The organism is Haemophilus sp. C1 (assembly GCF_001276515.1).
Classification (GTDB): domain Bacteria; phylum Pseudomonadota; class Gammaproteobacteria; order Enterobacterales; family Pasteurellaceae; genus Haemophilus.
Genome location: NZ_LDVZ01000004.1, coordinates 59,313 through 74,173, shown reverse-complemented (window position 1 = coordinate 74,173; position 14,861 = coordinate 59,313). Strand labels below are relative to the sequence as shown.

Below are 14,861 nucleotides of genomic sequence, written 5' to 3'. Positions count from 1 at the left end.
TTATTATCCTATAAAAATTGTAAAGATCAAATTCTTTTGAGTGTTTTGCCTATTATTTAATCAAAAAATATCGTTTTCTTGACTAATTCACTCCATAAAATGCCTCCCAAAAACGCTTAAAATCTAATTCGACATCATTAGCGCCTTAAGATATTATCAATAACCTGCCATTTTTACCTTTAAATGAGTTAAATACTATGTTGCCAAGTCTAAATCGCATTCCTCAAATTGAACAATATGTACTTGATTATCTTGATGATCTTCAACGCCAACATTTTGAGGGGGATATTGCGACAAATTATTCGGATAGATTAAGTCTGGCTACGGATAACAGCGTTTACCAACAGCTTCCTCAAGCAATTCTTTTCCCGAAAACTGTTGCTGATATAGTGCGTATAACCAAATTAGCAAATTTACCTGAATATCAATTGCTCACCTTTACGCCTCGCGGTGGAGGCACTGGCACAAATGGACAATCCATCAATAACAATATAATAGTGGATCTTTCTCGCTATATGACTGCCATTTTAGAACTCAATGTAAAAGAACGTTGGGTTCGAGTACAAGCAGGCGTAGTAAAAGATCAACTTAATCAATTTTTAAAACCATATGGCTTATTCTTTGCCCCAGAGTTATCCACCAGCAATCGAGCGACTTTAGGTGGAATGATTAATACGGATGCCTCAGGGCAAGGCTCATTGCAATATGGTAAAACCTCTAATCACGTTTTGGCATTACGCGCAGTATTAATAAATGGCGAAATTTTAGATACAAGTGCGGTCAATTCTGTCGATGTTTTAGAAAACATCGATGCGCTTGAATTAAGTGATAGTAGCAAAAGACTCCATCAAACCATTGCGCAACACTGTAAAGAAAAAAGAGCGGCAATCATTAAAGATTTGCCACAACTTAACCGTTTTTTAACGGGATACGATCTGAAAAATGTATTTAATGAAGATGAAAGTGAATTTAATCTCACCAGAATTCTCACTGGTTCTGAAGGTTCTCTCGCATTTATTTGTGAAGCCAAACTCAATCTTCTGCCTATACCGCAGTATCGCACTCTCATCAATATTAAATATCGTTCTTTTGATGCGGCATTACGCAATGCACCTTTTATGGTCAAAGCCAATGCGCTTTCTGTGGAAACCGTTGATTCCAAAGTCTTAAACCTCGCCAAACAAGATATTATTTGGCACTCTGTGAATGAACTTCTTACAGAAGATGAAAAAGATCCAATTCTCGGTTTAAATATTGTGGAATTTGCTGGTAATAATAAAGAAAAAATCGACCGCCAAGTCACCGCACTTTGTCACTCACTTGATGAAAAAATTGAACACAATCAAGATCATATTATTGGCTATCAAGTCTGTTCTGATTTACCGTCTATCGAGCGAATTTATGCAATGCGAAAAAAAGCCGTGGGCTTACTGGGTAATGCAAAAGGTGCAGCCAAACCGATTCCTTTTGTAGAAGATACTTGCGTACCACCAGAAAATCTTGCGGACTACATCAGTGAATTTCGTGCTTTATTAGACCAGCACAATTTACAATATGGCATGTTTGGGCACGTAGATGCGGGCGTGTTGCACGTTCGCCCTGCGCTTGATTTATGCGATAAAGAACAAGTGAAATTATTCAAACAAATTTCAGATGAAGTGGCAGAACTTACGATTAAATATGGTGGATTACTCTGGGGAGAACATGGAAAAGGCGTGCGATCCCATTACGGCGAAAAATTCTTTACCCCAGAACTCTGGCACGAACTTCGTTATATCAAAACCTTATTCGATCCTAACAATCGCTTAAATCCCGGCAAAATCTGTACGCCTTTAGATTCCAAAGAGGAACTTTATTCTATTCTTTCGCCAATGCGGGCTGATAAGGATCGCCAAATTCCTATCCAAATACGCGATGAATTTAAGGGTGCGATGAACTGCAATGGAAACGGCTTATGTTTCAATTTTGATGAACACAGCATTATGTGTCCATCGATGAAAGTAAGTAAAAACCGTGTATTTTCGCCGAAAGGTCGCGCAGCCATGGTTCGAGAATGGCTGCGATTGATGGCGAATGAAAATGTCTCTCCCGCACAATTAGACTTTCGTAAAACAGAAATAAAACTAACCGCACTTGTAAAAAGACTACGAAATACAGTTCAAAAATGGCGAGGCAATTATGATTTTTCTCACGAAGTAAAAGCCACAATGGATACTTGCCTTGCTTGTAAAGCCTGTGCAAGCCAATGCCCGATTAAAATCGATGTACCAAGTTTCCGTGCGAAATTCTTTCATTTTTATCACAGCCGCTACTTACGCCCCGCAAAAGATCACGTTGTGGCAAATTTAGAGTTCGCTGCGCCTTATATGGCAAAACAGGCAAAGTTCTTTAACTATTTTACCAAGCTAAAAGTCACGCAAACATTAGTGGAAAAAACACTAGGCATGACCGATTTGCCCTTACTTTCTGAACCCAATTTGCAACAACAGCTGGTGGAAATTCATTATCAAGGCAAATCCTTAGAAGAATTGGAAGACCTAAGTGCGGTAGAAAAAAACGATATTTTATTTATTGTGCAAGATCCTTATACCTCTTACTATGATGCGAAAGTGGTTCGCGATTTTGTTATGCTTACGCAAAAATTAGGCTTCAAACCAATTCTGTTGCCATTTAAACCAAACGGCAAAGCAATGCACATTAAAGGCTTCTTAAAACGCTTTAGCAAAACAGCACAAAACCAAGCAGAGTTTTTAAATCGAATGGCAAAATTAGGCATTCCACTTGTAGGCGTTGATCCAGCCATCGTGCTGTCTTATCGAGATGAATACAAGGAAGCACTACAAGAAAAACGTGGCGATTTTCACGTTCTCACCGCACACGAATGGTTAAAACAAAGATTACAAAATGCGGCGTTACAAGATAAACTAAAAAACATCGCCAAAACTGACCGCACTTCCGCTTGGTATTTATTCCCGCATTGTACGGAATCTACTTTTATGCCGAACAGTCCAAAAGAATGGCAAGAAATTTTTGGAAGATTTGGACAACAACTTAATGTAGAAAAAGTAGGATGTTGCGGTATGGCTGGTGTATTTGGACATGAAGTGCAAAATCAAAAAATGAGCCGAGAAATCTACGATGTATCGTGGCATAAAAAACTCCACGGAAAAGATCCGCACTTTTGTTTAGCCACAGGTTATTCTTGCCGCAGTCAGGTAAAACGTTATGAACATGTGGTGCTAAAACACCCTGTGCAGGCGTTATTAGAAATTTTAGCATAATGAAAGGAACATCATGATTTGGCAAAAAAACTTCACGCTCGAAAACTTAAATCAACTTTGTGCTAACAGTGCAGTTAGCCATCTTGGCATTGAAATTTCAGCTTTTGGCGAAGATTGGATTGAAGCGACAATGCCTGTGGATCATCGTACTATGCAGCCGTTTGGTGTGTTGCATGGCGGGGTTTCAATTGCTTTAGCTGAAACAATTGGATCGCTTGCGGGTTCGCTTTGTTTAGAAGAAGGCAAAACTGCAGTTGGATTGGATATTAACGCCAATCATCTTCGCCCTGTTCGTTCAGGTAAAGTAACTGCAAGAGCAACGCCAATTAATTTGGGTAGAAATATCCAAGTTTGGCAAATTGACATCCGCACAGAAGAGAATAAACTTTGTTGTGTTTCTAGATTAACCCTTTCCGTAATCAATTTATGACAAAATCCGCAAAAATCGGCGTATTACTTGCTAATCTAGGCACGCCAGATAGCCCGACACCGAAGTCAATTAGTCGTTATTTATGGCAATTTTTAACGGATCCTCGTGTGGTAGATTTACCGCGTTGCAAATGGTATCCACTGCTCAAAGCCATTATTTTGCCATTGCGTTCAAAACGTATCGCTAAAAATTATCAAGCAATTTGGACAGAACAAGGATCGCCTTTACTTGCCATTTCGCGACAACAAAAAGACGCATTACAAGCCTATTTAGATAATCAAAATATCGATACTCAAGTAGAAATTGCCATGACGTACGGCAATCCATCAATGCAAAGTGCGGTAAAAAACTTGCTTGAAAATCAAGTTGAGCGAATTGTTGTTTTGCCACTTTATCCGCAATACTCTAGCTCAACCACGGGCGCAGTATTTGATGCTTTCGCTAACACTCTTAAAGAAGAACGAGGATTAGTGCCTTTTGATTTCATCCATTCTTATCACGTCGATGAAAATTACATTAACGCCTTAGCAGATTCCATAAAAGTGCGGTTAAAACCCGATGAGTTTTTGCTATTTTCTTATCACGGTATTCCTTTGCGTTATGAAAAAATGGGCGATTATTATCGTGAACATTGTAAACAAACGACTATTGCAGTGGTTAATAAGCTAGGCTTAACAGAAAACCAATGGGGAATGACGTTTCAATCTCGCTTTGGACGTGAAGAATGGCTACAGCCTTATACCGATAAATTTTTAGAATCTGCCGCAACACAGAACATTCAAAAAATTGCTGTTATTTGCCCAGGTTTCTCCGTTGATTGTTTAGAAACCATTGAAGAAATTGACAAAGAAAATCGAGAAAATTTCCTAAACCATGGCGGACAATCTTATCAATATATTCCTGCACTTAATGTAGAGCATGCACATATTGAAATGATGGGAAAATTGATCTTAAAGAAACTTGATTAATAATAGAAATGGTAAAACGTTTCTAAAATCTTCCGCACTTTGCTAAAATCAGCCATTATTTTTTTCACAAGGATAAAACATGGCTGATTTTCCTTTTATCGTTGAGATCAACGAACAAAATCTTACTGAAATACTGCAACAATCCTTAGAAAAACCACTTGTCATCAATTTTTACGCGCCAACCCATAAAGAATCGGCAGATTTTTTGGTGCTACTTGAGCAAGTTGCAGAACAATATCAAGGACAATTTATTCTTGGAAAAGTAAATTGTGAAAAAGAGCAAATGATTGCCGCACAATTCCGCATCCAAGCATTACCAACCACCTATTTGTTTAAAGAAGCACAGGCATTAGATGCATTTCCAGATACGCTTGATAAAGAGTCATTAATCCAACGATTAAGCATTATTTTACCGAAAGAAGAAGATTTAAAATTCCAACAAGCATTAGATTTCTTGCAAGTAGAAAATTACGAAGCTGCATTGCCATTATTGAAAGATGCGTGGGAGCTTTCTGATAAGAAAAACAGCGATGTCGCCCTACTCTACGCAGAAACCTATATTGCAATGAAGAAAACAGAGCCAGCACAAGAAATTTTAAATCAAATTCCATTGCAAGATCGTGATAGTCGTTGGCACGGATTACAAGCACAAATTGGGCTGCAAATTCAAGCTTCAGATACGCCTGAAATCCAACAATTACAAGCTGATTATGCCAAAAATCCAACGCCTGAAATTGCAATAAAACTTGCCGTACAACTTCATCAAGCTGGACGAAATGAAGAAGCATTAACACTACTTTTCGGTATTTTAAAAACCGACTTAGGTGCACAAAATGGCGAAGTGAAACAACAATTTTTATCTATTTTAAGCGCAATGGGCAATGCTGATCCGCTGACAAATAAATTTCGTCGATTACTTTATTCGCTGCTTTATTAAGCAAAAAGTTTATAATCAGTAAAATGCAACTTATTGCATTATATTATTACTTAACTACAAACAAGGATTCTTTATGTCAGATACCAAACACGCAAAACTTTTAATTTTAGGCTCAGGCCCTGCTGGTTATACGGCAGCCATTTATGCAGCACGTGCAAACTTAAAACCAGTATTGGTAACGGGTTTACAACAAGGTGGCCAGCTTACCACTACAGATGAAATTGAGAACTGGCCAGGCGATTTTGAGATGACTACAGGTTCAGGTTTAATGCAACGTATGTTGCAACATGCAGAAAAATTTGAAACAGAAATCGTCTTCGATCATATCAATCGCGTAGATTTATCCTCTCGTCCATTCAAACTTTTTGGCGATGTGCAAAATTTCACTTGTGATGCGTTAATTATCGCAACAGGTGCCTCTGCACGCTATATTGGCTTACCTTCAGAAGAAAACTACAAAGGTCGTGGTGTTTCCGCTTGTGCAACCTGTGATGGTTTCTTTTATCGTAATAAACCAGTCGGTGTGATTGGTGGAGGAAATACTGCGGTAGAAGAAGCGCTTTACTTAGCCAATATTGCAAGTACAGTGCATTTAATTCACCGTCGCGATAGCTTCCGTGCGGAAAAAATCCTTATCGACCGTTTGTACAAAAAAGTGGAAGAAGGAAAAATCGTTCTTCATACTGACCGCACTTTAGATGAAGTGTTGGGTGACAACATGGGCGTAACCGGATTACGTTTAGCCGACACAAAAACTGGGGAGAAAGAAGAACTCAAATTAGATGGCTTATTCGTAGCGATTGGTCACTCGCCAAATACGGAAATTTTCCAAGGGCAACTAGAATTAAATAATGGCTATATCGTTGTAAAATCTGGTCTTGAAGGCAATGCAACAGCCACCTCAGTGGAAGGCGTGTTCGCAGCAGGCGATGTCATGGATCACAATTATCGCCAAGCCATTACCTCCGCGGGAACTGGCTGTATGGCAGCCTTGGATGCAGAACGCTACTTAGATGCGCAAGAAGCATAAATTTTCTAGCTAATTCCCCTCTTTTAAAAGAGGGGAACTTTTTCTATATCTCGATAAACCTATGAATAAAGTTCGTCAAAAATATTTACAACAATGGCTTCGCGCACAACAAGAACCTATCAAAAAATTAATGCGCGCAAACATTGCTCTCGCTACGCTTTCTGCATTCATTTTAGTTGTGCAAACTTATTTTCTTGCGACTTTGCTCGATAAACTGATTATGCAAAATGTGCCTCGTGATGAACTTATTCCTTATTTTCTCGGGCTGATTATCGGCTTCGGCTTGAGAGCTATTATTTTATGGGTAAGAGAAAAAATTGGCTTCCGAAGCGGACAATTATTACGCAACCATATTCGTCAAAAAATTCTGGATAAAATTCATCTTGTCGGCCCCGCGACAATCAATCAAAAACCTGCTGGAAGTTGGGCAAGCATTATGTTAGAACAAGTTGAAAACTTACATAATTTCTATGCCCGTTTTCTCCCGCAACAAAGTCTTTCAGCTATTGTTCCAGTGGTTATTTTCATTGCTGTATTTCCGTTGAATTGGGCTGCAGGCTTAATCTTAATGATTACCGCACCGCTTGTTCCTCTGTTTATGATCATTGTCGGTATTGCTGCGGCAGACAACAGCCAAAAAAATATGGATACCCTTTCTCGCCTCAGCGCCCAATTTTTAGATCGCTTACGCGGCTTAGAAACCTTGCGTCTTTTTAACCGCACTTCTGAACAAACTGAGCATATTGAAAACGCCACTGAAGATTTTCGTGAGACCACAATGGATGTGCTAAAACTCGCTTTTCTATCTTCTGCCGTATTGGAATTTTTTACCTCTATTTCCATTGCACTGATGGCGGTCTATTTTGGTTTTAGCTACTTAGGTCAAATTGAATTTGGCACCTATAATGCACCGCTTACACTTTTCACAGGTTTCTTTTGTTTAATTCTTGCACCTGAATTTTATCAACCCTTACGCGATCTTGGCGCTTATTACCATGACCGAGCAGCGGGTATTGGTGCAGCAGATGCCATTGTTGATTTCTTAGAAGCCGATTATTTAACTGTACATCAAAATGAAAAAACAATTTCTTTAGAAAGTGCGGTTGAAATTTCTGCCGAAAATTTAGTGGTGCTTTCGACACAAGGTTCAGCCTTAACCAAGCCGTTAAACTTCCAAATTACAGCAAATCACAATGTTGCGCTTGTAGGACAAAGTGGTGCAGGGAAAACTTCATTAATGAATGTAATTTTGGGCTTTTTACCTTATAAAGGCTCACTCAAAATTAATGGTCAAGAACTTCGCGAAAGCAATCTAGCTGACTGGCGAAAACATATTGCGTGGGTAGGACAAAATCCATTGTTATTACAAGGTACAATTAAAGAAAACTTACTACTTGGCGATATTCAAGCCAACGATGAAGAAATTAATCAAGCATTAATGCATTCTCAAGCGAAAGAATTTACCGATAAACTTGGACTTCATCACGAAATCAAAGATGGTGGATTAGGCGTTTCTGTGGGACAAGCGCAACGTCTTGCCATTGCTCGTGCACTGTTACGCAAAGGCGATTTGCTTCTGCTCGATGAGCCAACCGCAAGCTTAGATGCGCAATCAGAAAATCTTGTTTTGCACGCACTGAATGAAGCAAGCCAGCATCAAACTACGCTGATGATTACCCACCGAATTGAAGATTTGAAACAATGTGATCAAATTTTTGTGATGCAACGAGGAGAAATAGTACAGCAAGGTAAATTTGCCGAATTACAACATGAAGGTTTCTTTGCTGAACTACTCGCTCAACGACAACAGGATATCCAATAATGCGCACATTACTTCCGTTTATACGTTTATTTAAATTCGCCAAATTTCCTCTTATTTTAGGCTTGGTGCTGATGATTTTAGGTTTGGGATCCAGCATGGGCTTGCTTACCGTTTCAGGCTGGTTTTTAGCTGCTACAGCCATTGCAGGACTAGGAACGCTATTTAACTTTTTCTATCCTTCAGCCAGTGTGCGAGGTTTAGCTATCGGGCGAACCGTCATGCGCTATTTTGAAAAAATAGTGACTCATGATGCAACATTCCGCATTTTGTCCAAATTACGCGTACAAGTATTTGAAAAAATCATTCCTTTAAGTCCAGCGGTATTAAATCGTTATCGTAACAGCGATTTGTTAAATCGTTTAGTCTCCGATGTGGATACACTTGATAGCCTCTATTTGCGTTTACTTGCGCCATTTTTCACTGCTGCATTTGTAATCATTGCCATGACGATTGGACTTAGCTTTGTCAATATTCCACTCGCACTTAGTTTAGGTTTATTTTTGTTAATCTTATTAATTATTATCCCAACCATTTTTTATCGCTTAGGACAGCAATTTGGCGAACGCTTAATCCAAGCACGCGCGACCTATCGAACCCAGTTCTTAGAATTTATCCAAGCACAAGCCGAGCTTTTATTATTTAATGCAGAAGATAAATTAAAAGAGAAAATGTCAGTCACAGAAAAAACATGGCAGGAAGATCAAGCCAAAGAAGCAAAATTAAGTGGATTTTCGACCGCACTTGTTCTCTTTCTTAATGGTTTATTGATTTCTGGAATGCTATGGTTTGCAAGTAACGCCGATTTTGGTACAGATGAATATCGCACGGCTTATATTGCACTTTTCACTTTTGCTGCACTTGCCGCCTTTGAGATAATCATGCCATTGGGTGCAGCATTTTTACACATAGGTCAAGTTATTGCGGCAGCAGAGCGAGTGACCGAAATCATTGAGCAAAAACCGCTTGTCGAGTTTAATGGCAGCGAGGAATTTGAAACAAAAGTGCGGTTGATTTCTGCGAAGAATTTAAATTTTTCCTATCCCGAACAAGAAACGCTTGTATTAAAAAATCTTACATTAGACTTAGAACAGGGCAAAAAAATTGCTATTTTAGGCAAAACAGGAAGTGGAAAATCTTCACTCCTTCAACTTTTAGTACGCAATTATGATGCAAATCAAGGCGAGCTTTTATTAGCAGAAAAACCCATTTCCGCCTATTCAGAAGAAACATTACGCCGCCAAATTTGTTTTTTAACTCAACGTGTTCACGTATTTAGCGATACACTTCGTCAAAATTTACAATTTGCAAGTGCGGATGAAATTTCTGATGAAAAAATGATTGAAGTGCTACATCAAGTCGGTTTAAGCAAATTACTTGAGCAAGAAGGAAAAGGTTTAAATCTTTGGCTGGGAGATGGTGGTCGTCCACTTTCTGGTGGAGAACAACGCCGCTTAGGTTTAGCGCGCATTTTACTCAATAATGCACCAATTTTATTATTGGATGAACCTACAGAAGGCTTAGATCGCGAAACTGAACGTCAAATTTTACGTTTAATTCTGCAACATGCTGAAAATAAAACCCTAATTATGGTTACTCATCGTCTCAGTTCAATTGAACAATTTGATAAAATTTGTGTAATTGATAATGGAAAATTAATCGAAGAAGGCGATTACAATAGCCTAATCACAAAAGAAGATGGGTTCTTTAAAAGATTGGTTGAGCGAGTATAAGAAAAGAAAGTTGGGCGGAAACCTTCCCAGCTTCTTCTCGGCACACAGTAATTCCGACTTTGGCTGCTTTCTTCCGAACCTGACCGAGTAAACCAGACACCGTTGCGAGAGACCGAGAAAGTTTCCATTGATATCGCAAATGCGATTGCTCGCTATTATGCAGAATTTATTGCCCTATTGCAAAGACTAATTCAAAAGTGCAGTGAATTTGGCGAGAATTTAAGCCACATTTTCAGGATTTTTATGAAATGAACTACCTCCAATACTACCCGACCGATGTTATCAATGGCGAAGGCACAAGATGCACACTTTTCGTCAGTGGCTGTACGCACGCTTGCAAAGGCTGCTACAACCAAAAAAGTTGGTCATTTTCAGCGGGTGTATTATTTGATGAAGCAATGAAACAACAAATCATCAATGATTTAAAAGACACTCGCATTAAACGCCAAGGGCTGACGCTTTCAGGTGGCGATCCACTTCATCCTCGCAATGTAGAAACATTATTACCGTTTGTGCAACGAGTAAAACGAGAATGTCCCGATAAAGACATCTGGGTTTGGACAGGTTATAAGCTGGATGAATTAGATGAACAACAACGTGCTATCTTGCCTTATATTGATGTGTTAATTGATGGGAAGTTTATCCAAGAACAGGCAGACCCAAGTTTGGTTTGGCGAGGCTCAGCAAATCAAATTATTCATCGATTTAAGTTATAAAAAGTGCGGCTAAAAATTCATTTAAAATTTCAACCGCACTTTTCAATAAAATCAAATTATTCTTCTAAAACAACTTTACCGATATAGCCTAAATTACGATGGTGTTGTGCGTAATCGATACCATACCCCACCACAAATTCATCAGGAATTTCAAAACCAACCCATTCAACAGGCACTTCCACTTCACGGCGAGAGGGTTTATCAAGTAACGTACAAATTGCAAGACTAGCAGGCTCACGCAAACTCAAAATATCACGCACTTTTTCCAAGGTATAACCCGTATCAATAATATCTTCCACAATTAAAACGTGTTTACCTTTTATATCACCGTCTAAATCTTTGGTAATACGAACGTCGTGATTCGTGGTCATACCTGTGCCATAACTTGAAGTGGTCATAAATTCAATTTCCACAGGTAAATTTATCTGACGAACGATATCCGCCATAAACATAAAGGAACCACGTAAAAGCCCTACGACAACAAGGCTATCGATCTGTTTTTCTTGATAAAATTTTGTAATTTGAGCACCTAATTCAGCAATACGAGCATGAACATCGTTCTCTGAAATTAAAACGTCAACGTGGTGTTTTTTCATTGTGTTTCCTTATGAAATGACAGGGGATAAAATCGTTTGCTATTTTACAAAAAAAAGGCTGAAGTTTAAACCTTCAGCCTTTTTGAACCCTAACGAATTTACTTTCTACTCTACCTGTTGGAGCAACCTGCAATCGCTTAACAGATGTGCGTATAGTAGCAGACATTTAGTTATTGTCAATAAGAATAATTCTCAATTTTAGAAATATTTTTTAATTTCCTGAAATTTTCATCTTATCTAACAAAATAGAACCAGTTTGGATGTTAGAACGATGCTCTATATCATCCGCTACAGCAACCATATTCTTCAACATATCTTGTAGTTGCCCTGCAATAGTAATTTCAGCCACTGGATACTGAATTTCGCCATTTTCCACCCAAAAACCTGATGCGCCACGGGAATAATCGCCCGTAACAATATTGACACCTTGTCCCATAACATCCGTTACTAACAATCCAGTTCCCATTTGATGTAAAAGCGCGGTCAATCCACCAGCCAAATTTGGCTTAACAAGCCAGTTGTGAATGCCTCCAGCGTGCCCTGTACTTGGCATACCAAGTTTTTTACCACTGTAACTTGTCACTAAATAAGTTTGTAATATCCCGTCTTCGACAATTTCACGATCTTGCGTACGAACACCTTCACTATCAAAAGGCGTTGAAGCCAAACGACGTAATAAATGTGGTCTCTCACTGATATTGAACCAATCTGGTAAGACCTGTTTACCTAAATGATCGAGCAAGAAACTCGATTTTCTATATAAACTGCCACCACTTATTGCTGCGGCAAAGTGAGAAATAAGACCAGTTGCAACATCATTTAAGAAAATAACTGGCACTTCTCGTGTACTCAATTTTTGAGGATTTAAACGAGAAACGACCTTCTTTGCACAATTTTCGCCAACCCAAATTGGCGATTGAAGTTTGTCAAATTCACGAGAAATTGTGTATTCGTAATCATTTTCTAAGGCATCTTCTACGCCACCAATAACCGAACAAGATAAGGAATAACGGCTTGATAAATAACTTTGCAACATGCCATGGCTATTTCCATAAACTTTCACACCTGTATGTGAATTAAAACTTGCACCATTACTATTTATAATGCGTTCATCCGCCTCTAAAGCCGCCTTTTCAGCCTGAAGTGCAAGTTCTGTTGCTTTATCAACATCCACATCAGCAGCATGATAAAGCTCTAAATCAGGTGCCTCAAAAGCCATTAAATCCTTATCCGCAAGGCCTGCGCAATCATCGGGTGAAGTGTATTTTGCAATAGCAAGTGCGGCTTCCACTGCATTTCGAATAGCACCTTCACTTAAATCTGATGTCGATGCATTGCCTTTTTGTTGTCCCATATAAACGGAGATCCCCAATGCGCCATCATTAGTGAATTCAACATTTTCAATTTCTTGCAAGCGTGTGGATACTGACAATCCACTCACTTTAGTGACGGCGACTTCTGCACTCGCGCCTGATTTTGTTGCTAATTCAATAGCAAAGCTGACTGCTTGACGTAATTCTTGTTCTTGAGCTTTCAAAAGCGCGGTTTGATTTTCGGCTATTTTCATTATTTTTTCCCATTAAAAATTTGTCACATTTTATATTATTTTGAAACTTTGTGCTAAAATACGCGCCAAATTTTAGTTGAGAGAAATTATGGCAAAACGTAAGAAAAAAGAAGCTTTCGATTGGGAAGATGAAGAGCAAGAAGAAATTATTTGGGTAAGTAAAAGCGAAATCAAACGCGATGCTGAAGACTTAAAACAACTTGGTGAAAAGATTGTAAATTTAACCAAAGCTAATCTTGCTAAAATCCCACTTGATGAATCCTTACTTGATGCCATTGAGCTTGCACAGCGTTTACAAAAAGAAGCTCGTCGCCGTCAATTACAGTATATCGGCAAATTATTTCGAGGAATTGATGTTGAACCCATTCGTGAAGCATTAGATAAAATCGAAAATAAACATAACCGACAGCAGGCTATGCTGCACAAAATCGAAAAAGTGCGGGATGAATTAGTAGAAAAAGGTGACGTGGCTCTAACCGATTTATTCAATGATTATCCCGATGTAGATCGTCAACAACTACGTAATCTTATTCGTTCAGCACAAAAAGAACGTGAGCAAAATAAACCATCGAAAGCCTATCGAGAAATTTATCAAATGCTCAAAGCATTGATGTTGGAAGATTAAAAAATATTAAATTTTTATCCGCACTTTTCGAGTAACAAATTTAAAAATATGAATATTCGTTGGAATGTAATTTTAGGTCTTATCGCTCTCGGTTCGCTGGGATGGTTTTATTCTTTAAATAGCGATAAACCTGATTTATCAAACTTAGTAAAAAAACCAGATAGTCCTGATTATATTGGAAATAAAATGGAAACTACGGTGTTTTCCCCTGAAGGTAAGAAACAATATCTCTCAACCGCAGACAAAGTGAAACATTATACAGTTGATGGCCATACTGAGTTTGAAATGCCTTTGATGTACTTATTCGATGTCTCTACACCTAATAATGCTGAAAAATCAAATAATTCAGCAAAATTATTAGAATCACAAAGTTGGAAACTTAGCGCAAAAAAAGCCAAATTGACGAAAGATGAAATGCTTTATTTAGAGGGTGATGTCGTTGCTGAAAGTTTAGAACCAACTTCTCGGTTACAGCGAATCGAAACACAAGTTGCAGAGGTTAACTTAAAAACTCAAGATATTTCATCAGATACAATGGTGAAAATAAACGGACAAAATTTTAACTCAACAGGCTTAAAAATGATTGGCAATCTACGCCAACAAATTGCAACATTAAAAGAACAGGTAAAAACATATTATGAAATTAACAAACAATAAAATTATTTTACTCGCCACATTAATCATGACCTCTTTCTCTGCTTTAGCGTTGAAAGATGATACGAATCAACCGATCAACATTGTTTCTGATAATCAATCATTAGATATGGAAAAAAGTGTTGTTACTTTTACTGATAACGTTTCAATTACTCAGGGTTCAATTTTAATCAAGGCAAATAAAGTTGTCATTACGCGCCCACCTGAAAATTCAGGTAAAAAAGAAACCGTAGAAGCATTTGGTACCCCAGTAACATTCCATCAACAGCTAGATAATGGTAAGCCAGTGGATGGGAAAGCAAACAAAGTTCACTATGATCTTGGTACTGAATTTTTAACATTAACTGATAATGCTGAATTAAAGCAACTTGATAGTAAGATTAATGGACAACTAATTACCTACGATGTGAAAAAACAGCAACTTAAAGCTAATGGCAATGGGAAATCACGTGTAACAACAGTCCTTATTCCATCGCAATTACAACAAGCTAAAGGGAAGTAATTT

At 38.3% G+C, this 14,861-nt stretch carries 13 protein-coding genes and 1 other RNA gene; 11 read left to right on the top strand and 3 right to left on the bottom strand.

Translation table 11 applies throughout. From position 1 onward, the window contains the following. The first annotated feature begins 197 nt into the window (after positions 1–197). From ydiJ to cydC, 7 genes are all read left to right on the top strand, one after another. Complete coding sequence (gene ydiJ, locus ABW51_RS02695; protein ID WP_053465459.1) at positions 198–3,281, top strand: D-2-hydroxyglutarate dehydrogenase YdiJ; 3,084 nt, start codon at positions 198–200, stop codon at positions 3,279–3,281. A 13-nt stretch (positions 3,282–3,294) separates the two neighbouring features. Next, positions 3,295–3,711: a hotdog fold thioesterase gene (locus ABW51_RS02690; protein ID WP_053465458.1), complete on the top strand. Its 417-nt coding sequence runs from the start codon at positions 3,295–3,297 to the stop codon at positions 3,709–3,711. Then, a complete protein-coding gene (hemH, locus tag ABW51_RS02685; RefSeq protein WP_053465457.1) occupies positions 3,708–4,679 on the top strand; it encodes a ferrochelatase in 972 nt (323 codons plus the stop codon). Before ABW51_RS02690 ends, hemH begins: the two co-directional genes overlap by 4 nt. Positions 4,680–4,758: 79 nt before the next feature. After that, positions 4,759–5,616, top strand: coding sequence for a co-chaperone YbbN (locus ABW51_RS02680; RefSeq protein WP_053465456.1), 858 nt, complete (start codon positions 4,759–4,761; stop codon positions 5,614–5,616). A 73-nt stretch (positions 5,617–5,689) separates the two neighbouring features. Beyond that, positions 5,690–6,646: a thioredoxin-disulfide reductase gene (trxB, locus tag ABW51_RS02675; RefSeq protein WP_053465455.1), complete on the top strand. Its 957-nt coding sequence runs from the start codon at positions 5,690–5,692 to the stop codon at positions 6,644–6,646. Between the two features lie 61 nt (positions 6,647–6,707). Next, on the top strand, positions 6,708–8,468 hold the full coding sequence (cydD, locus tag ABW51_RS02670) for a heme ABC transporter permease/ATP-binding protein CydD (protein WP_053465454.1): 1,761 nt from the start codon (positions 6,708–6,710) through the stop codon (positions 8,466–8,468). After that, a complete protein-coding gene (gene cydC, locus ABW51_RS02665) occupies positions 8,468–10,198 on the top strand; it encodes a heme ABC transporter ATP-binding protein/permease CydC (RefSeq protein WP_053465453.1) in 1,731 nt (576 codons plus the stop codon). Before cydD ends, cydC begins: the two co-directional genes overlap by 1 nt. 20 nt (positions 10,199–10,218) lie before the next feature. On the opposite strand, the gene ffs is transcribed toward cydC, so the two are convergent. After that, positions 10,219–10,317: signal recognition particle sRNA small type (gene ffs, locus ABW51_RS09720), an RNA gene on the bottom strand. Between the two features lie 129 nt (positions 10,318–10,446). Between ffs and nrdG the strand changes: the two genes are divergently transcribed. Continuing rightward, entirely contained in the window at positions 10,447–10,914 is a 468-nt protein-coding gene (gene nrdG, locus ABW51_RS02660) for an anaerobic ribonucleoside-triphosphate reductase-activating protein (protein ID WP_053465452.1), read from the top strand. Between the two features lie 56 nt (positions 10,915–10,970). Here nrdG and hpt read toward each other — a convergent pair whose 3' ends face one another. Together hpt and pmbA are read right to left on the bottom strand one after the other, a co-directional pair. Then, entirely contained in the window at positions 10,971–11,510 is a 540-nt protein-coding gene (gene hpt / locus ABW51_RS02655) for a hypoxanthine phosphoribosyltransferase (protein ID WP_053465451.1), read from the bottom strand. A gap of 211 nt (positions 11,511–11,721) precedes the next feature. Then, positions 11,722–13,077: a metalloprotease PmbA gene (pmbA, locus tag ABW51_RS02650; protein WP_053465450.1), complete on the bottom strand. Its 1,356-nt coding sequence runs from the start codon at positions 13,075–13,077 to the stop codon at positions 11,722–11,724. An 88-nt stretch (positions 13,078–13,165) separates the two neighbouring features. Here pmbA and yjgA point away from each other — a divergent pair, with 88 nt between their 5' ends. From yjgA to lptA, 3 genes are read left to right on the top strand one after another with little or no spacing between them, the layout of a single operon-like run. Beyond that, entirely contained in the window at positions 13,166–13,702 is a 537-nt protein-coding gene (gene yjgA, locus ABW51_RS02645) for a ribosome biogenesis factor YjgA (protein WP_053465449.1), read from the top strand. Between the two features lie 48 nt (positions 13,703–13,750). Then, positions 13,751–14,359, top strand: coding sequence for an LPS export ABC transporter periplasmic protein LptC (gene lptC / locus ABW51_RS02640; protein ID WP_053465448.1), 609 nt, complete (start codon positions 13,751–13,753; stop codon positions 14,357–14,359). Continuing rightward, positions 14,340–14,858 carry a lipopolysaccharide transport periplasmic protein LptA gene (lptA, locus tag ABW51_RS02635; RefSeq protein ID WP_005627192.1) on the top strand — a complete coding sequence of 173 codons (519 nt, stop codon included), beginning with the start codon at positions 14,340–14,342 and terminating at the stop codon, positions 14,856–14,858. The genes lptC and lptA overlap by 20 nt, the downstream gene beginning before the upstream one ends. Positions 14,859–14,861 lie beyond the last annotated feature (3 nt).

Excerpts from the sequence above, each read along its gene's own strand:
- ydiJ (WP_053465459.1), top strand. The coding sequence starts at position 198 with ATGTTGCCAAGTCTAAATCGCATTCCTCAAATTGAACAATATGTACTT.
- lptA (WP_005627192.1), top strand. The coding sequence starts at position 14,340 with ATGAAATTAACAAACAATAAAATTATTTTACTCGCCACATTAATCATG.
- pmbA (WP_053465450.1), bottom strand. The coding sequence starts at position 13,077 with ATGAAAATAGCCGAAAATCAAACCGCGCTTTTGAAAGCTCAAGAACAA.
- ABW51_RS02690 (WP_053465458.1), top strand. The coding sequence starts at position 3,295 with ATGATTTGGCAAAAAAACTTCACGCTCGAAAACTTAAATCAACTTTGT.
- cydD (WP_053465454.1), top strand. The coding sequence starts at position 6,708 with ATGAATAAAGTTCGTCAAAAATATTTACAACAATGGCTTCGCGCACAA.
- ABW51_RS02680 (WP_053465456.1), top strand. The coding sequence starts at position 4,759 with ATGGCTGATTTTCCTTTTATCGTTGAGATCAACGAACAAAATCTTACT.
- trxB (WP_053465455.1), top strand. The coding sequence starts at position 5,690 with ATGTCAGATACCAAACACGCAAAACTTTTAATTTTAGGCTCAGGCCCT.
- cydC (WP_053465453.1), top strand. The coding sequence starts at position 8,468 with ATGCGCACATTACTTCCGTTTATACGTTTATTTAAATTCGCCAAATTT.
- hpt (WP_053465451.1), bottom strand. The coding sequence starts at position 11,510 with ATGAAAAAACACCACGTTGACGTTTTAATTTCAGAGAACGATGTTCAT.
- nrdG (WP_053465452.1), top strand. The coding sequence starts at position 10,447 with ATGAACTACCTCCAATACTACCCGACCGATGTTATCAATGGCGAAGGC.
- hemH (WP_053465457.1), top strand. The coding sequence starts at position 3,708 with ATGACAAAATCCGCAAAAATCGGCGTATTACTTGCTAATCTAGGCACG.
- lptC (WP_053465448.1), top strand. The coding sequence starts at position 13,751 with ATGAATATTCGTTGGAATGTAATTTTAGGTCTTATCGCTCTCGGTTCG.
- yjgA (WP_053465449.1), top strand. The coding sequence starts at position 13,166 with ATGGCAAAACGTAAGAAAAAAGAAGCTTTCGATTGGGAAGATGAAGAG.